The sequence below is a fragment of the Parasaccharibacter sp. TMW 2.1888 genome (assembly GCF_023167265.1).
GTDB classification, from domain to species: Bacteria; Pseudomonadota; Alphaproteobacteria; order Acetobacterales; family Acetobacteraceae; genus Bombella; species Bombella apis.
Genome location: NZ_CP030979.1, coordinates 845,729 through 862,116, shown reverse-complemented (window position 1 = coordinate 862,116; position 16,388 = coordinate 845,729). Strand labels below are relative to the sequence as shown.

Sequence of the window (16,388 nt, the reverse complement as noted above, 5' to 3'; positions counted from 1 at the left end):
ATGTCTCCGGACTGTACTTGTCATGTTCCATCATGTCCCGCTGGACGTCAATGAGGGGTGGAATGCCCAGCTGGCCAGCTGGACAGCCGGTGGAGATCACCAGCTTTATTCATCGGACCGGGGTTTTGTTTTCAACAATTACCCGCCTCTTTCTTTTGTATTGATGGGCGGGCTGGTCCGGCTCGGGTTCGATGCCATCATTACAGGCCGCATCCTGTCCTGCCTGTCCGTTCTTGCATCGGCCGTGTTGATCGTCCGCATCATCCAGGTCGTGACAGGCAGACTTCCGGTGGCCCTGGCTACGGCATCCCTGTTCCTTGTCACGGCGAATACAGCCTTTCAGGGTTATTTCGGGATGAATGACCCACAATGGCTGGCCCAGGCCCTGATGTTGGGGGGGCTGTACGTGGCGGTCAGCCGGAATGTGGCTGACCTGACATGGCGGCGCCTGTTTCTCTGTGCTGTCCTGATCGTGCTGGGGGGCTTTACCAAGCATAATCTCGTGGCCTTGCCGCTGGCCCTGTCTGTCTGGCTGCTCTGCATCGACCTGAAAAAAGCCGTCCTCTGGGGCATGATGGCGGCCGGGCTGCTGCTGGTCGGGTTTGCCAGCTGCTACGAGGTTTACGGGGTCAGTTTTTTCCGGGATGTTTTTCTCCATCAGCGGGTTATCCGGTTGGGGCGGGTCATTCATGGCCTGCGGCAGCTGCCCCTCATGGGGGGGATGCTTCTGGTCGGGCTTGGGCTCTTCTTCCGGCAATGGCGCTCCCTGAAATGGCAGGACCCGGCCTGTCTGGTGGGGTTGTTTCTGGCGTTCGGCTGTCTGTTCGGCTGTCTTGAATCGCTGGGCGAAGGTGTTGATTGCAATTGCATGTTCGATGCCTTTGTGGCGGCGACCCTGTTGTGCGGGATCGGGCTGGCCCGTCTTCCAGAGGGGCCGGAGCAGAAGCGGCGCTTTGTCCGGGCCTGCTGCGTGATGAGCCTGCCCCTGCTGTTCCTGCTGCCGCTGTGGGGGGTGACTTCTTACAGGCAGGTCCAGACGGTTAGTCTGAAAGACCGTGAGTGGCAGACCTACATACAGGCGCTGAAGATGCACAGCACATCCCTGCTCTGTACGGATATGGCCCTGTGCTACTGGGCGAATAGCCGTGATGCCATTGATGGGTTCAATCTTTCACAGGCGCTGAAGAAAAATCAGGATATTGTGGCCCTGCGTAGCGTGATCGCCCAGCACCGGTTTTCCCTTGTGCAGCTTTACGGTACCTCGGCCCATTACAGCAGCGGCAATCTCACTGTGGATAGCTGGCTGGCGAAGGCTGGCTATCGGCCAGTCATGGATAATGGTGAGCTGATTCTTCTCGGATACGTCCACTGAGGCAGGGAAGCTGCCAGAATTGTGACGGTAGCATGGCGGTGCTCTATCCGGTAGCCTCATGAACATGGTATCGTGATGGCTCACATGATTTTTATGACCAGAGGCTGGATGACAGCCTGTGCTGGAAAGGTGTGCGATGATTGTTCCTGTTGTTCTCTCCGGTGGGTCCGGAACACGACTTTGGCCGGTCTCTCGCAAGAGCTATCCCAAGCAGTTCTGTGCTCTGCTGAGCGGGGACACGCCGTTTCAGGAAACTGTGCAGCGGACACGGGCGCTTGGGCTGGAGGCCGCCCCCATTGTGGTGGGGAATCGTGAGCATCGCTTCATCATGGCTGAGCAGCTGCGGCAGACAGGCATCGAGGCAGCGAGTATCATTCTTGAACCGGTTGCCCGCAATTCTGCTGCTGCCATGGCTGCCGCCGCTTTCTGGCAGGCCCGGCAGGACGAGGAGGCCATTCTCTGGTTCATGCCAGCCGATGCTGCCATAGAGGGGCAGGAAGCGCTGAAGCAGGCGCTGGAGCAGGCCTGTGAGGCCGCCCGGCAGGATTATATCGTGACCTTTGGCATCCGGCCGAACCGGGCAGAAACGGGCTATGGATACATCCAGCAGGGCGCCCTCCTGGATGGGCAGGAGAATGCCTATCACATTGCCCGTTTTCTGGAGAAGCCGGATGCCGAAAGGGCCAAGGTCCTTGCCAGTGATGGGCAGCATCTCTGGAACTCGGGAATGTTTGTGGCCCGTGCCCGTGTCTTCCTTGAGGAACTGAAAAAATACGAACCGGCCATTCATGAGGCCGTGTCCCGTGCAGTGCAGGAAACCAGCTGCGACCTTGGCTTTGTTCAGCTGGCCGGAGAAACTTTCTCCCGTGCCCCATCCATTTCCGTGGATTATGCCGTGGCGGAGCGGACGGATCGTGCCGCAGTCGTGCCGTCCAGTTTCTCCTGGATGGATGTCGGCAGCTGGGATGCCGTCTGGGAGCTGACCCCCAAAGATGAAAACGGTAATGCCGTACAGGGCAACGTGTTTCTGGACCGTGCCCGGAACTGTTACGTCAAGTCCGATGGCATCGTGGCGACCGTGACCGGTGTGGATGATCTCATCATCATCGTGACGGGGGATGCCGTCATGGTGTCACATCGGGAGCGGGCGCAGGACATCAAGCACATGGTGTCACGCCTGCGGGATGAGGGCCATACGGAGGCGGAACAGCATGTCCGCATGTACCGCCCATGGGGATTCTATGAGAGTCTCATCCAGGGGGACCGTTTCCAGGTGAAGAGGATCCATGTCAGTCCCGGGGAGAAATTGTCCCTCCAGAAGCACTTCCACCGTTCGGAGCACTGGGTTGTCGTGGCGGGTACGGCCCTCGTGACACGGGATGACGAGCAGATCACGGTGCGGGAGAATGAGAGCATCTATCTGCCGCTTGGCTGCGTACACAGGCTGGAGAATCCGGGTCGCATCCCTGTCACGCTGATCGAGGTGCAGTCCGGCCCTTATCTGGGAGAGGATGACATCGTCCGTCTGGATGACGTGTATCAGCGGTAGGTGTCATCATCGTTACTATTACTGGCAGGAGCCCGGACATGTGGCCCATGTATCGGGTGGACTTTCAGGAATGGAAACCGTTTTTTTGCCTGATATGTTTATTATGAACAGAGGGTAGCGGGAATATTGTCGGCAGTGGGGGGCTTTTGGGTAAAGTTCCCCCCGACAGATTGATGGATGAGGAGGCATGATGAGGGTTGCGGTAACAGGTGGATGCGGCTTCATAGGGTCCGCTGTCGTGCGGCACCTCATGGAGGGGACCAGCCATCAGGTTCTCAATGTGGACTGCATGACCTATGCAGCCTCCGAGGAGACGGTGGCTGCCGTGGCGTCCGATCCACGCTACCGTCATGTGCGTATTTCCATCAATGACCAGCCAGCCGTGGAGAAGGCTCTGGCAGAGTTCCAGCCGGATGCCATCATGCATCTGGCAGCAGAGAGCCATGTTGACCGCTCCATCGAGGGGCCGGGTGCCTTCATTCAGACCAACATCGTGGGGACGTATTGTCTGCTGGATGTAGCCCGCCGGTACTGGATGGGGCTGGATGGGGCGAAGAAGGCTGGATTCCGGTTTCTTCACATCTCGACGGACGAGGTTTTCGGTCATCTGTCACCGGAGGATCCTCCTTTTACGGAGGAGACGGCCTACGATCCCCGCAGCCCGTATTCGGCCAGCAAGGCGGCTTCCGACCATCTGGTGCGGGCCTGGTACCATACCTATGGTTTTCCGGCCTTCGTGACGAACACGACCAACAATTACGGGCCTTGGCATTTCCCGGAAAAACTGATCCCGCTCATGATCATCAATGCGCTGGAGGGCAAGCCCCTGCCTGTTTACGGCAAGGGCGAGAATCTGCGGGACTGGCTCTTTGTGGAGGATCACGCCAGGGCACTGGTCCGGGCTGTGGAGCATGGCAGACCGGGTGAGACTTACGCCATCGGGGCCAGGCAGCCCCGTAGCAATCTGGAGGTTGTGCGCAGGATATGCGCCCTGCTGGATGAGCTGGAGCCGGACCCGGTCGGCCCGAGGGAGCGGCTGATCACTTTTGTCAGTGACAGGCCGGGGCATGACTTCCGGTATGAGATTGATCCCAGCCATGCCGAGCGCTGTCTCGACTGGGAGGCGGAGCACGATTTCGAGACAGGCCTGCGCAGGACTGTCCAGTGGTATCTGGATAACAGGGCATGGTGGCAGCGCCTGCGCCGCCAGCGGTACGATGGCCGGAGACTGGGAGCTGAGGCATGACGGGTATGCTGAAAGAAACGACTGACCAACCGCCAACAAAGGGTATCCTGCTGTCCGGTGGGTCCGGGACGCGCCTGTACCCGATGACGCTGGCTGTCTCCAAGCAGCTTCTGCCTGTCTATGACAAGCCGATGATCTATTATCCGCTGACGACCCTGATCCTGGCAGGGATACGGGATATCATGATCATCACCACGCCGGATGATCAGGCGCAGTTCCAGCGTCTGCTGGGCACGGGTGAGCAGTTTGGCGTGACTTTCACCTATCGTGTCCAGCCGAAGCCGGAGGGGATTGCACAGGCTTTTCATATTGCCGAAGACTGGATCAATGGTGCGCCTTGTGCCCTGATTCTGGGGGACAACCTCATTTTTGCTGATGGGCTGCGACATATGTTGCGGGATGCCACACAGCGGTCTCATGGTGCGACGGTATTCGCCTATCAGGTGCGGGACCCGGAGCGTTATGGCGTTGTGGCATTCGATGAGGCTGGGCGGGCGCTTGATATTATTGAAAAACCGGTCACACCTCCCTCCCAGTGGGCGGTGACAGGGCTGTATTTCTATGATGGGCGGGTGTGCGACTTTGCCCGTCGGGTGCGTCCCAGTGATCGTGGTGAACTGGAGATCACGGATCTGAACCGCATCTATCTGGAGGAAGGAACGCTGGAGGTGGACCGGCTGACCCGTGGGTGTGCGTGGCTGGATGCTGGAACACCGGACAGCCTGATGCAGGCCGGTACGTTCGTGCAGGCCATCCAGTCCCGGCAGGGGCTGCTGGTTGGTTCACCAACGGAGGCAGCCTATCGCATGGGATTCATCTCCCATGCGCAGCTTCTGGAGACAGGCACCAGGATGAAGAAAACGCCGCTTGGGCAGATGCTGCTTTATGTGGCAGCAGAGAGTGGGCCGGTAGTGGTGTGAGGCTGCCTGCCCCGGTTCTGCCCGTCCGGGAGGCTCCTGTATCGGGCCATGAAACAGAGAGATGAGGAGATGACGAGATGAAGGTTGAGGCACTGTCCCTGCCCGGCATCGTGAAGGTGACGCCGGCCCGTTTTGGGGATAATCGAGGGTTCTTCTCCGAGACATACAATCAGAAGAGCATGGCTGCGGCTGGCATTCCTGATACGTTCGTGCAGGACAACCAGAGTCTGTCCCGTCAGAAGGGTGTGGTGCGTGGGCTGCACTGCCAGCTGGCCCCTCATGGGCAAGGCAAGCTGGTGCGGGTGACACGGGGGGCCATCTGGGACGTGGCGGTAGATGCACGCACTGGCTCACCGACTTACGGCCAGTGGGTCGGTGTTGAACTGTCGGCTGAAAACTGGTCCCAGCTCTGGCTGCCTGTCGGGTTCCTGCATGGTTTTGTCACGTTGGAGGAAAATACCGAGGTGCAGTACAAATGCACCGGTTTTTATGACAAGGCATCCGAGCGGTCCGTGCGCTGGGATTGCAGCCAGATCGGGATCGACTGGCCGGTGGCCCCGGGGGAGGCTGTTCTCTCGGAGAAAGACCTGGAAGCCCCTTCCTTCGAGGCTGCCAAGGGGTGGTTCGAGTACCGGTGAGTCCCGTGCGGGCTACGTGTTTTCTGGCATGAAAGGGTCTTCATCATGACGAAGCCTTCCATTCTTGTGATCGGCCGGACAGGCCAGCTTGCCACATCCTTGAGAGATCAGGGTGGGGAGCATGTCGTGACCGTTGGCCGCCCGGAGGTGGATTTTGCAGCCCCGGAGACATTGGCTGCGGCCATTGAGACATACCAGCCTGATATTATTGTCAATGCGGCGGCTTGGACGGCTGTCGATCTGGCTGAAACGGAACAGGAAGGGGCCCGGCAGGGCAACCATGCTGGCCCGGCCCGTCTGGCTGAGGAGTCTGCCCGCCGGGGGATTCCGTTCATTCACGTCTCGACGGATTATGTCTTTGATGGCCGGAAGGGAGCGCCCTATCTGGAGAGTGATCCGATCAATCCTGTCACTGTTTATGGACGGACCAAGGCTGATGGGGAGACGGCTGTTTTGAAAGCGCAGCCCCAGAGCATCATCCTGCGGACGGCATGGGTCTACTCCGCTCATGGCAAGAATTTCGTCAAGACGATGCTGAATGCGGGGGCAAAGAATCCCCACCTGCGTGTGGTGGGGGATCAGCGGGGAAACCCGACCTCGTCCGATGATCTGGCCGCTGTGATTCTGGGCATCATCGGGACGATCAGACAGACAGGCTGGCAGGATTCCTATGCTGGTATTTACCATGCCACGGGCGCTGGTGAGGCCACATGGCATGAGCTTGCCTGCCACGCTCTGGAGGAAGCCGCCCGTCATGGCCAGCCCATGCCGAAGGTAGAGGCCATTACTACGGCAGACTGGCCCACACCGGCAGCCCGCCCGGCGGATTCCCGCCTGGACAATGGGAGGCTGGAGCGTGTTTTCGGGCAGAAAATGCCAGACTGGCGTGACAGTGTGGCCCGGACAGTCAGAACCCTGCTGAAGCCTGAAGCCTGAAGAGGCCCTGCCGAAGGGGATGAAAAAAGGCCGTTCCCAATGGGGCGGCCTTTTTTCATATCAGCGGTGGCGCTGTGAATCAGGCTGATCGTTTGCGGGACAGCAGGCGCCATCCAGCCCAGAAGAGCCCGGCACCCGCAAGAGCCGTCGTGCCATAGGTCAGCCGGGGGCGACGGCGGAAGCTGTGTTTGGTCAGCATCCGTGCAAAGGAGAGCATGACGCCAGAATCCAGCTTGCTTTCCCCATGGGCCCTGTCCCGGAAATTCATGGGAATTTCCTGAACCCGCAGAGGTTCAGGGCGGGCGATCATGATGTCCAGAAGGATTTTGAAGCCCGTGCCATCCAGACGGGGGGCACGGTCCATGAAGACGGAACGCCGCATGGCAAAAAAGCCGCTCATCGGGTCTGTCAGGGGGACATTGAGAAGCTGGCGGGCTGTCCAGATGCCGGTGTTGGAGAGAAAGCGGCGCCAGACGCTGGAAAGCCCCTCATTGCTGCCACCCGTGATGTGCCGGCTGGCAACGGCGATATCTGCCCGACCATCCCGCAGGGCGGCAATCATGTGGGGCAGACAGCCTTCATCATGCTGGAGATCGCCGTCCATGACAGCAATCAGGGGAGCAGACACGCTGAGGGCCCCTTCAATCACGGCGGAGGACAGCCCTCGCCGACCAATACGCAGCAGCCCCCGCACGTAGGGTTTCTTCTGGGCCAGCTGGCGGACAGCTTCCATCGTGCCATCGGGGGAGTTGTCATCCACGAAGACAACCTCCCATGTCATGCCACTCAGGACGGTCTCCAGAGCATCCACGACGGGGACAACGTTCTCAACCTCATTGTAGCATGGGATGATGATGCTGATCTCAGGGGCGGTCATAGCAGATTCCATGTGAGGGGGATGTCCACTAATAAGGGGGATGACAGGTGAGCGCAAGGTAATGACCCTGCCCGTGCGGGATGTCATAATATCTTGTTAATGGAACTGCTTCCCATTATTTCAGATGTGTAAATGAAGTTCTGGTGCTTCTGGAGACAGGGGGCTGTTCAGAAAGTCTTTTGGCCCATACGACGATAGATGAACGCCTGTTCGTCAGTCTGTTCTGCTTCTGCAATGGCGTCATCAATCAGGTGGCGATGGGGAGAGAGGGAGCAGACAGGGTCGGTCTGGGAGGCATCTCCGAGCAGGGCCAGTGCCTGGCAGCGGCATCCGCCCCAGTCAATTTCCTTGCGGGCGCAGGAGGCACAGGGCTCCGGCATCCAGTCAGTTCCCCGGAAGAGGGTGAAAGCCTGTGAGTGGTACCAGATATGGCTGAGTGAATGATCCCGCACATTGTCGAAGTGCAGGGAGGGGATTGTTTCCGCTGCATGGCAGGGCAGGACATGGCCGGAGGGTGAGACGTTGAGAAAGCGTTGCCCCCAGCCCCCCATGCAGGGTTTGGGGCGTTCGGCATAATAATCTGGCGTGACATAATCAATGGCCAGCCCGCCTTTTGCCATTTCGGCCTCGACATGGCGGCCCGCCTCTTCCAGCTGTGTGCGGGATGGTAGCAGGGCTGCCCGGTTTTTCAGGGCCCAGCCATAATACTGGGTATGGGCCATCTCGACACGCTGGGCATCAAGCTGGCGGGCGAGAGCAAACATGGCAGGAATGCGGGAAATGTTGGCCTTCTGCAGTACGAAGTTCAGCGTCAGGGGGATGCCGGCCTGCGTGATGAGGCGGGCTGCCTCCAGCTTGCGGGGCTGGACGCTTTTAAAATCGCTCAGCCGGTCCGCTTCTGGTCCATCGGTATCCTGAAAGGAGAGTTGCACATGGTCCAGCCCGCTTTCATCAAGCCGTTTCATGGTCTCAGGTGTGATGAGAACACCAGACGTGATCAGGTTGGTATAGAGGTTCAGCCTGTGGGCATGGGAGATGAGGGTGTAGAGGTCCGGGCGGGCCATGGGCTCCCCGCCAGAGAAATGGACCTGAAGGACGCCCATTCCGGCTGCCTCCTCCAGCACACGCAGCCAGTCTTCCGTGCCAAGTTCCTGTGCCTTGCGCTCCAGCTCCACAGGGTTGGAACAGTAGGGGCAGGAGAGCGGGCAGCGGTGTGTCAGCTCGGCCAGCAGGCTCATGGGAGCCGGGGGAGGCGTGGAGGTTCCGTCTGTCATGGGGCTGTCTGGTGTCCCGCTCACAGCCGGAGAATCCTCTTCTCCGTCAGCTCGGAGAGCAGGGCGAGCACATCCGTGGCAATCTGTTCCCTGGGGGCCTCGTAGCGTGCTGCCAGCCGGTCGATGACCGTACCGAGACGGGTCTGTCCATCCAGCTCCTGGAGGATGGCAACAGCAATGGGGTCTGCCAGCAGGGCCCGCTCGGGGGCCTGGATCACCCATTGCTCCCGCACCCTGTCATGCTGGAGGCGGTAACCCCGGCTGAAACCGGGACAGTCATCTTCAGTCACTCTGACAGGTGGCGTGGGCAATGGGGAGGACATGGACAGCTTTCAGACGGGCAGGAGAGGAATCAGGGGGTTTCAGGGACGAACGCACCGGGCGGAACATGGCCTTCCACATAGGCATGGTCCAGAGCATCAAGCAGCTGCCAGAGGATGGCGCATTTGAACTCCAGTGCACCGAGGACCTCCTGCTGCTGCTCCGGCGTGCGGGCATGTTCCTTGACGTAATTCAGCGCAAAGGTGGAATCCTGCGGGGCCTGTGTCAGGCGGGGTTTGAAGTAGGCCAGCGTATCTTCTGAGATGTAGGGATAGTTGCGGAGCATCCCTTCCATGCGTTCCCCGATGATGGTCGGTGAGAAGAGTTCTGTCAGGGAGGAGGCAATGGCCGCCAGGATGGAGCGGTCCCGCACGAAGGCCACGTAGGCATCCACGGCAAACAGCGTGGCAGGCAGCAGGCCCTTCAGGCTCGTCACATAGTCATCATCAAGCCCCAGGCCGTTGGTCAGCTTCAGCCAGCGGGCAATGCCGCCGGGGCTTTCGGCCGTACCGTCATGGTCTTCAATCCGGCGGCGCCATTCACGGCGCAGCTCTGTCGTGGGCAGGCGGGCGAGCAGGGTGGCATCCTTCCGGGGGATCTGGGCCTGATAATAATAGCGGTTCAGGGCCCATGCCTGTAACTGACCCTTGGTCAGCCTGCCTTCATACATGGCTTTGTGAAGCGGGTGCTGGCGGTGATAGCGCTCCGCCCCGATAGCACGGAGGCGGGCTTCCAGCTCGTCAGGAGAAAGGAGAGTGTTCATGACGGTCCCTCGGTCTTGAGTCTCATCCCGTCTTCACCAATGACCCAGCCCGCCTGCTCGGCTGCCTGACGCTGGGGGCTGTCTTCCAGGAGGACAGGATTGGAATTGTTGATATGGACGAAGAATTTCTTCGGCCTTGTACAGGCAGCAAACTGTCGGAGCGGGCCGTCTGTTTCATTCATGGAGACATGCCCCATGCGGTGCCCGCTCTTGGGGCTGAGGCCCGTGCGGATCATCTCGTCATCCTGCCAGAGCGTCCCGTCAAAAAAGAGCAGGTCAGCCCGGCTGGCACGGTCCTTCAGGGCCTGCGTGATCTCGGCACAGCCGGGGACGAAGAGCATGGTCTTTTGTCCATCGGAGATGGAGAGACCCAGCGTGTCGTCAGGCTTTGTGCCTTCCGCCTCGGCATAAAGGGGCGCCTTGCCGGGAACGGTGAAAACTTCCAGCACAAGGCCAGATGGGGCTCCGTTTTTCAGGAGAAGTGGCACCGTCGTGCCTTCCGAAAGGGCGATACGGGGAATGATGCTGCGGTCCAGCGCCTCAAAAATGGGATTGCGGTCCAGCTGGGCCAGGGTAGACGGGCTGCCCATCAGAGTGAATGGTTCTCGTTCCCGCAGGGTCAGCAGGCCGGTAATCGCATCAATTTCCGCCCCTGCAAGAATGACCCCCTGGATCGGCGTCCCACGGGTACTGCCATGCTGCTGGAGGGCCGGGGTGGCGAGAATCTGCTGGCGCAGGTCCGGTGAGGCATTGAGCAGGAACCAGTGAACCCCATCACCGCTGACGGCCAGAGAGGCCTGCGTGCGAGGCTTGGCTTTTCTGCCCTCACGGGCCTGAAGGCAGCCCGGTGCAGCGGAGTTCCATTGCGGGAAACCGCCACCGGCACCGGCGCCCAGAATAATGACATCAAGCACGACAGAGACCACCTTTCCCCAGCAGTGCAGCAGCTGGTTGTGTCCGTATTATGCACCTGCGACGCTCTCAGGCTACGGACCTGCCCCGCCGATCCATCAGGTGCGGAAACAGGGAGGTCAGGCATGTCTGCCAACACCTCCCTGTCACGCATATGCCCGTGCGGAGATTACTTCTTCTCGCCGCAGACATAGGAGTTGATTTCGCCGCCCAGAGGGATCTCGGTTACTTTCGGTGTGTTCCATGCCATGATGGGACTCCTTTTTTATGGTCAATACAGGCCGTGTCCCGGACAGGAAACGAACCTGCTAAGGCAGGATAGAGCAGAAACAGCCGGAAATGCCAGAAGAAACATGAGAGGCAGCCCGGGCCTGACGGTATTCCGGCCAGGCGGTGGGGTGACAGCGGGCCTCTGCTGGCAAAGGAGGTGTTTTTCTGGCAGGAACGGAGGCCGTGGATGGGCAGGCCATCCAGACGGCAGAACAGGGAAGCAGATGAGGCAGGGTATGGTTGAGCAGTCACGACGGGGCGTGTGTCTGGTAATTTCGGCACCATCAGGGGCGGGAAAATCCACCATAGCGCAGGCTCTCCGCAAGGCTGACCCGACCATCTTCACGTCCGTGTCCGTCACGACCCGCTCCCCCCGCCCCGGTGAGGAAGAGGGCGTTCATTATTACTTCCGTGATCTGGAAACATTCCGCCACATGGCGGCCAATGGTGAGCTGCTGGAGTGGGCAGAGGTATTCGGCCGTGGGTACGGCACTCCCCGTGCGCCGCTGGAGGAAGCTCTTGCCGCCGGGCGTGACGTGATTCTGGACATTGACTGGCAGGGCTGCCGCCTGATGCGCCGGGCCATGCCGGATGATGTGGTGGGGCTGTTCGTCCTGCCTCCCTCGCTGGAAGAGCTGGAGTCCCGCCTGCGTGGGCGGAACTCGGACAGTGAGGAGGAAATCGCCTCCCGCATGAAGGCCGCCATGAGCGAGATTTCGCACTGGCCGGAGTTTGATTACGTTCTGGTCAATGATGATCTGGACCGGGCTGTGGAAGAGGCACGGGCCGTGCTGTCGGCCAGCCGTCTGGCCCGTGCCCGCCGCCGGGATGTTGCCGCCCTCTGGCCAGTAGCGGGCTGAAAGCGGCTCTGATAAGTTGGCCCCGTATGTTGCAAGCAGGAGCTTACTGATGACTGATATGCAGGCGAAGACGCCGCTTATTCTGGCCCTCCCCAAGGGGCGGATCCTCAAGGCCCTACGTCCTGTCCTGCATCATACGGGGTTTGAACCGGCGCAGGACTGTCTCGATGAGAGCAGCCGCCGCCTCCGTTTTCCCACGTCCGAGCCGGGGCTGGATGTCGTGCGGGTCCGGTCCTTCGATGTGGCAACCTTCGTGGCCTATGGTGGGGCTGATATTGGTGTCTGCGGGGCGGATGTCCTGATGGAGTTCGATTATCCCGATCTCTATGCACCGCTGGACCTTGGCATTGGCGGGTGCCGCATCGCCGTGGCCCGCCCGAAGGGAAGCGGGGATGAAGAGCCGCCGGAAGGACGGTCCCGACTGCGGGTGGCGACCAAATATCCGGCCATTGCCCGCCGCCATTTCGCTTCCCGCGCCATCAATGCCGAGATCGTGCATCTGCATGGGGCGATGGAGCTGGCCCCGGCGCTGGATATGGCCGACGTGATCGTGGACCTTGTGGATACAGGCTCCACCCTGCGGGCCAACGGGCTGGAAGAGGTGGAAACCATCGCCCATGTGACCAGCCGCCTGATCGTGAACCGCATCGCCCTGAAGACCCGCCCCGAGGAAGTCGGCAGCCTGATCGAACGGTTCCGGTCTGCCGTTGCCCAGTCTGCCCGGAAGGGAGAGTCCATCTGATGAAACGCCTGAATACGACATCACCGCAGTTCGCAACGGAGCTGAAGGCCGTTCTGGCCCGCCGTGGTGAGCAGAGCGGCTCCGTGGCGGAGCCGGTACGGGCCATTCTGGCCGACGTGCAGAAACGGGGCGATGAAGCTCTCTGTGACTATACGGAGCGGTTCGACCGGCTGGCCCTGACCCCCGACCAGCTGCGCATCAGTGAGGCGGAGATCAGGGAGACGGCAGACCGTGTTGCCCCGGAGACGAAGGAGGCCCTTGCCCTGGCGGCAGAGCGCATCCGGGCGTTTCATGAGGCCCAGCTGCCCAGGGACCTCGATTATACGGATGATGCCGGGCTGCGGCTGGGGATGCGCTGGACGGCACTGGATGCCGCCGGCCTCTACGTGCCCGGTGGCAAGGCGGCCTATCCGTCCTCCGTGCTGATGAACGCCCTTCCGGCTCATGTGGCTGGTGTCAGACGGCTGGCCATGTGCGTGCCGACACCGGATGGCGTGCTGAATCCGCTGGTCATGGAGGCGGCCCGGCTTTGTGGCGTGACGGAGATTTACCGCATTGGCGGGGCGCAGGCCGTGGGTGCCCTGGCCTATGGCACGCAGAGCATCGCCCCGGTGGACCGCATCGTGGGGCCGGGCAACGCCTTCGTGGCGGAAGCCAAGCGGCAGGTGTTCGGCCATGTGGGAATCGACAGCATTGCTGGTCCGTCCGAGGTCGTGGTGGTGGCGGATGGCAGCAATGATCCCCGTCTGGTAGCGATTGATCTTCTGGCACAGGCAGAACATGACGAGCAGGCGCAGTCCGTCCTGATCACGCAGGATGAAGCCTTTGCCGACAGGGTCATTGTGGCAGTGGAAGAAGAACTGAAAACACTCCCCCGGGCGAAGATCGCCCGCAGAAGCTGGGAGGATTGTGGGGCAGTCGTGATTGTCCGGTCGGAAGATGAGGCGGCCGAGGTGGTAAACGAATTTGCCCCTGAACATCTGGAGGTCCTGCTGGATGACCCGAGAGCCTTCAGCAGGAAGGTCCGTCACGCTGGGGCGATTTTCATGGGGCGGTTCTGCCCGGAGGCGGTCGGGGATTATGTCGGTGGTCCCAACCATGTCCTGCCGACCAGCCGCACAGCCCGTTTTGCCTCCGGTCTTTCCGTCTATGACTTCCTGAAGCGGACGACATCCATCGAGACGGATATGGAGGGGCTGAAGAAGGTCGGCCCCGCCGGTGTGATTCTTGCCCGGGAGGAAGGGCTGGACGCCCATGCCATGAGCCTGTCGGAACGTCTGAAGCAGGGGTGAGGCAGGAGACCCTGTCATGAAGAAAGGGCCGCCCCGGCATGGGAGCGGCCCTTCTTCGTTCCGGACTGGAGGGAGGTTGTGCTCAGCCCCGCAGAAACTCCAGCATCAGGCTGTTGAAGCTGGTCGGGTCTTCCACATGCAGCCAGTGCCCGGTGTTGGGAATGGTCTTGATGTCCGCCTGGGGGAAGTAACTCCGGATGACATCATGATGCTGCGGCTTGATGTAGGGAGAGTTTCCGCCCCGGATGAACAGGGCCGGACCGTCCCATGTCTTGCCCTTGAAGACATCCGGCCAGGACTGGATGACGGGGAAGCTCGCGACGATGTCCGTCACGCCGATGTTCCACCGGGCCGGGTTGCCGGGCGTGATGTGCTGGGCGATCAGCTCGCCAACGGAAGGGTCTTCTGTCAGGTCATGAAGGAACTTGCGGATTTCGGCATGGCTGTTCAGGGCCGGGAGCGGCGTGTGGTACAGCTGCTGCGCCAGATCGTGCTGACCGTGGATCATGATGTCCGGGGCAATGTCCGCTACCAGAAGTTTCCTGAAGCGCTCCGGTGCCGTCAGCGCAGTGGCCATGGCCGTCTTGCCGCCCATGGAGTGTCCCACGATGTAGGCTTCCCTGATCCCCAGCGCATCCATGCTCTCCAGCACGTCCTTGGCCATTTCCGGGTAGGAGATGGGGGCGTGGGGGCTGTCCCCGTGGCAGCGGAGGTCGAACGCCACCGTGTTGAAATAGGGACTCAAGGCTCTCTGGAGAATGCCGAGGTTGCGGGCCCGCCCAAAAACCCCATGAAGCATGACAACTGTCGGTGCATTGTCCACACCCGTCTCATTGCGAACAAGGGAAGCAAGTTGCATGACTGTAACTCTTTAACGGACTGAAAAAACAGGAAGAAGCGCTGCTTATAGAGTCATTCTGGATAAAATCAATCCTATATTACCTATGAGAGCTATTGCAGTTTCTTCATTTCTGTAAAGAAATGGTTCTGGCAGGAGCTGCGGCAGAGAAGGCATGGAGCGCGGTGCTGGACGGACGGGGGCATTCTCGGGCACGGTGGAGCCGATGTCATGATGCATGCAAGGAGACGCTCCAATGGCCCGGAAGATACAGCACCCTGAAACACTGGCCCTTCATGCAGGCTGGCGGGCAGACCCGGTAACGGGATCGGTCGTGCCACCCATCCATCAGACAACATCCTATCAGTTCGAGAGCAGCCAGCAGGCTGCGGACCGTTTTGCGCTGAAGGATGTGGGCATGATCTATTCCCGCCTGACCAATCCGACCGTGGATGTGTTTGAAAAACGCATGGCGGCGCTGGAGGGTGGTGCGGCCTCCGTAGCTGTGGCGTCCGGCCAGGCGGCGGCAACCGTGGCGATACAGACACTGGCAGAAGCAGGGGACAATATTGTCAGCGGGACGGACCTGTATGGCGGAACATGGAATCTGTTTGCCCATACGCTGAAGAACATGGGTGTGGAGGTCCGTTTCGTGGACCCCTCTGACCCGGCTGCTTTTGAGGCGGCCAGCGATGAGCGGACACGGGCCTGGTATCTGGAAACCCTGCCGAATCCCAAGCTGGTTGTGCCGCCCATGGCGGCTATTGCCAAGGCAGGGCGGGCGCAGGGGATTCCGCTGATTGTGGATAATACTGCAGCCCCTCTGCTGGCCCGCCCGCTGGAGCAGGGGGCTGCCATTACGGTTTATTCGGCCACCAAATATATTGGCGGGCATGGGACATCCATTGGCGGGCTGATCATTGATGGTGGCCAGTTTGACTGGGGGCAGCGTCATCCACTGCTGACACGGCCTAACCCCAGCTATCATGGTGCCATCTGGACGGAGGCCGCCCGCCCGCTGGGGCCGGTGGCCTATGCGCTGCGGGCCCGGGCCGTGCTGCTGCGGGATGGCGGGGCGGCTCTGTCGCCTTTCAATGCGTTCCAGCTCATTCAGGGTGTGGAGACGTTGCCCCTGCGGATGCCCCGCCATTGCGAGAATGCGTTGAAGGTGGTGCAGTTCCTGCAGGCGCGTTGTGATGTGGAGCGTGTGATCCATCCTGCCGTGCAGGAAGGGGAGGCCCGTCAGCGGGCCGAAGCCGTCCTGAAAGGAGGACTGGGTGGACTTGTCGGATTCGAGCTGCCCGGTGGCCGGGAAGCGGGTCAGCGTTTCATTGATGCGCTGGAGCTTTTCTATCATGTGGCGAATATTGGGGATGCCCGGAGTCTGGCCATCCATCCGGCGTCCACCACACATGCACAGCTGAGCGAGGCGGAACAGAAGGCGGCTGGTGTGTCGCCGGGCTATGTCCGTCTGTCTGTCGGGCTGGAACATCCCGAGGATATTCTGGCTGATCTGGCTCAGGCACTGGATCGTGCAGCGGGATGAAGGGTGTTTCCCGTCTCTTCCTCTTGGCAAGG

At 60.6% G+C, this 16,388-nt stretch carries 17 protein-coding genes; 10 read left to right on the top strand and 7 right to left on the bottom strand.

What is annotated here, in order from left to right; genetic code table 11:
* Positions 1–22: 22 nt before the first annotated feature.
* The 6 genes from DTQ13_RS03930 (at position 23) to rfbD (ending at position 6,661) form a co-directional block, all read left to right on the top strand.
* On the top strand, positions 23–1,372 hold the full coding sequence (locus tag DTQ13_RS03930) for a glycosyltransferase family 39 protein (protein ID WP_248461159.1): 1,350 nt from the start codon (positions 23–25) through the stop codon (positions 1,370–1,372).
* A gap of 136 nt (positions 1,373–1,508) precedes the next feature.
* On the top strand, positions 1,509–2,921 hold the full coding sequence (locus DTQ13_RS03925; RefSeq protein ID WP_248461158.1) for a mannose-1-phosphate guanylyltransferase/mannose-6-phosphate isomerase: 1,413 nt from the start codon (positions 1,509–1,511) through the stop codon (positions 2,919–2,921).
* A gap of 190 nt (positions 2,922–3,111) precedes the next feature.
* Complete coding sequence (gene rfbB / locus DTQ13_RS03920) at positions 3,112–4,167, top strand: dTDP-glucose 4,6-dehydratase (protein ID WP_248461223.1); 1,056 nt, start codon at positions 3,112–3,114, stop codon at positions 4,165–4,167.
* Positions 4,164–5,087 (top strand): glucose-1-phosphate thymidylyltransferase RfbA, encoded by a 924-nt coding sequence (gene rfbA / locus DTQ13_RS03915; protein ID WP_248461157.1) that lies wholly within the window; start codon positions 4,164–4,166, stop codon positions 5,085–5,087. Before rfbB ends, rfbA begins: the two co-directional genes overlap by 4 nt.
* A 77-nt stretch (positions 5,088–5,164) precedes the next feature.
* The gene (rfbC, locus tag DTQ13_RS03910) at positions 5,165–5,725 is read left to right on the top strand and encodes a dTDP-4-dehydrorhamnose 3,5-epimerase (RefSeq protein ID WP_081562405.1); all 561 of its coding nucleotides are present in this window, start codon (positions 5,165–5,167) and stop codon (positions 5,723–5,725) included.
* Positions 5,726–5,770: 45 nt separating this feature from the next.
* Positions 5,771–6,661: a dTDP-4-dehydrorhamnose reductase gene (rfbD, locus tag DTQ13_RS03905; protein WP_248461156.1), complete on the top strand. Its 891-nt coding sequence runs from the start codon at positions 5,771–5,773 to the stop codon at positions 6,659–6,661.
* Between the two features lie 79 nt (positions 6,662–6,740).
* Here rfbD and DTQ13_RS03900 read toward each other — a convergent pair whose 3' ends face one another.
* From DTQ13_RS03900 to pqqA, 6 genes are all read right to left on the bottom strand, one after another.
* On the bottom strand, positions 6,741–7,538 hold the full coding sequence (locus DTQ13_RS03900) for a polyprenol monophosphomannose synthase (protein WP_081563323.1): 798 nt from the start codon (positions 7,536–7,538) through the stop codon (positions 6,741–6,743).
* A gap of 167 nt (positions 7,539–7,705) precedes the next feature.
* Positions 7,706–8,812 carry a pyrroloquinoline quinone biosynthesis protein PqqE gene (pqqE, locus tag DTQ13_RS03895; RefSeq protein WP_081563322.1) on the bottom strand — a complete coding sequence of 369 codons (1,107 nt, stop codon included), beginning with the start codon at positions 8,810–8,812 and terminating at the stop codon, positions 7,706–7,708.
* Between the two features lie 20 nt (positions 8,813–8,832).
* Entirely contained in the window at positions 8,833–9,135 is a 303-nt protein-coding gene (gene pqqD / locus DTQ13_RS03890) for a pyrroloquinoline quinone biosynthesis peptide chaperone PqqD (protein WP_081562403.1), read from the bottom strand.
* A gap of 29 nt (positions 9,136–9,164) precedes the next feature.
* On the bottom strand, positions 9,165–9,896 hold the full coding sequence (gene pqqC, locus DTQ13_RS03885; RefSeq protein WP_248461155.1) for a pyrroloquinoline-quinone synthase PqqC: 732 nt from the start codon (positions 9,894–9,896) through the stop codon (positions 9,165–9,167).
* A complete protein-coding gene (gene pqqB / locus DTQ13_RS03880; RefSeq protein ID WP_043559430.1) occupies positions 9,893–10,810 on the bottom strand; it encodes a pyrroloquinoline quinone biosynthesis protein PqqB in 918 nt (305 codons plus the stop codon). The genes pqqC and pqqB overlap by 4 nt, the downstream gene beginning before the upstream one ends.
* A gap of 167 nt (positions 10,811–10,977) precedes the next feature.
* Entirely contained in the window at positions 10,978–11,058 is an 81-nt protein-coding gene (gene pqqA, locus DTQ13_RS03875) for a pyrroloquinoline quinone precursor peptide PqqA (RefSeq protein WP_043559425.1), read from the bottom strand.
* A 256-nt stretch (positions 11,059–11,314) separates the two neighbouring features.
* Between pqqA and gmk the strand changes: the two genes are divergently transcribed.
* The 3 genes from gmk to hisD are packed head-to-tail and all read left to right on the top strand — an operon-like array spanning position 11,315 to position 13,972.
* Complete coding sequence (gmk, locus tag DTQ13_RS03870; RefSeq protein ID WP_043559423.1) at positions 11,315–11,938, top strand: guanylate kinase; 624 nt, start codon at positions 11,315–11,317, stop codon at positions 11,936–11,938.
* Positions 11,939–11,987: 49 nt separating this feature from the next.
* Positions 11,988–12,680, top strand: coding sequence for an ATP phosphoribosyltransferase (hisG, locus tag DTQ13_RS03865; RefSeq protein ID WP_043559032.1), 693 nt, complete (start codon positions 11,988–11,990; stop codon positions 12,678–12,680).
* On the top strand, positions 12,680–13,972 hold the full coding sequence (hisD, locus tag DTQ13_RS03860) for a histidinol dehydrogenase (RefSeq protein WP_081562401.1): 1,293 nt from the start codon (positions 12,680–12,682) through the stop codon (positions 13,970–13,972). The genes hisG and hisD overlap by 1 nt, the downstream gene beginning before the upstream one ends.
* 82 nt (positions 13,973–14,054) lie before the next feature.
* On the opposite strand, the gene DTQ13_RS03855 is transcribed toward hisD, so the two are convergent.
* Positions 14,055–14,831: an alpha/beta fold hydrolase gene (locus DTQ13_RS03855; RefSeq protein WP_192848699.1), complete on the bottom strand. Its 777-nt coding sequence runs from the start codon at positions 14,829–14,831 to the stop codon at positions 14,055–14,057.
* A 235-nt stretch (positions 14,832–15,066) separates the two neighbouring features.
* Here DTQ13_RS03855 and DTQ13_RS03850 point away from each other — a divergent pair, with 235 nt between their 5' ends.
* Positions 15,067–16,356, top strand: a complete 1,290-nt coding sequence (locus tag DTQ13_RS03850; RefSeq protein ID WP_248461154.1) for an O-acetylhomoserine aminocarboxypropyltransferase/cysteine synthase family protein — start codon at positions 15,067–15,069, stop codon at positions 16,354–16,356.
* The last annotated feature ends 32 nt before the right edge of the window (positions 16,357–16,388 follow it).

Coding starts and splice junctions, on each gene's coding strand:
- DTQ13_RS03930 (WP_248461159.1), top strand. CDS start 23: ATGTTCCATCATGTCCCGCTGGACGTCAATGAGGGGTGGAATGCCCAG.
- DTQ13_RS03925 (WP_248461158.1), top strand. CDS start 1,509: ATGATTGTTCCTGTTGTTCTCTCCGGTGGGTCCGGAACACGACTTTGG.
- rfbB (WP_248461223.1), top strand. CDS start 3,112: ATGAGGGTTGCGGTAACAGGTGGATGCGGCTTCATAGGGTCCGCTGTC.
- rfbA (WP_248461157.1), top strand. CDS start 4,164: ATGACGGGTATGCTGAAAGAAACGACTGACCAACCGCCAACAAAGGGT.
- rfbC (WP_081562405.1), top strand. CDS start 5,165: ATGAAGGTTGAGGCACTGTCCCTGCCCGGCATCGTGAAGGTGACGCCG.
- rfbD (WP_248461156.1), top strand. CDS start 5,771: ATGACGAAGCCTTCCATTCTTGTGATCGGCCGGACAGGCCAGCTTGCC.
- DTQ13_RS03900 (WP_081563323.1), bottom strand. CDS start 7,538: ATGACCGCCCCTGAGATCAGCATCATCATCCCATGCTACAATGAGGTT.
- pqqE (WP_081563322.1), bottom strand. CDS start 8,812: ATGACAGACGGAACCTCCACGCCTCCCCCGGCTCCCATGAGCCTGCTG.
- pqqD (WP_081562403.1), bottom strand. CDS start 9,135: ATGTCCTCCCCATTGCCCACGCCACCTGTCAGAGTGACTGAAGATGAC.
- pqqC (WP_248461155.1), bottom strand. CDS start 9,896: ATGAACACTCTCCTTTCTCCTGACGAGCTGGAAGCCCGCCTCCGTGCT.
- pqqA (WP_043559425.1), bottom strand. CDS start 11,058: ATGGCATGGAACACACCGAAAGTAACCGAGATCCCTCTGGGCGGCGAA.
- gmk (WP_043559423.1), top strand. CDS start 11,315: ATGGTTGAGCAGTCACGACGGGGCGTGTGTCTGGTAATTTCGGCACCA.
- hisG (WP_043559032.1), top strand. CDS start 11,988: ATGACTGATATGCAGGCGAAGACGCCGCTTATTCTGGCCCTCCCCAAG.
- hisD (WP_081562401.1), top strand. CDS start 12,680: ATGAAACGCCTGAATACGACATCACCGCAGTTCGCAACGGAGCTGAAG.
- DTQ13_RS03855 (WP_192848699.1), bottom strand. CDS start 14,831: ATGCAACTTGCTTCCCTTGTTCGCAATGAGACGGGTGTGGACAATGCA.
- DTQ13_RS03850 (WP_248461154.1), top strand. CDS start 15,067: ATGGCCCGGAAGATACAGCACCCTGAAACACTGGCCCTTCATGCAGGC.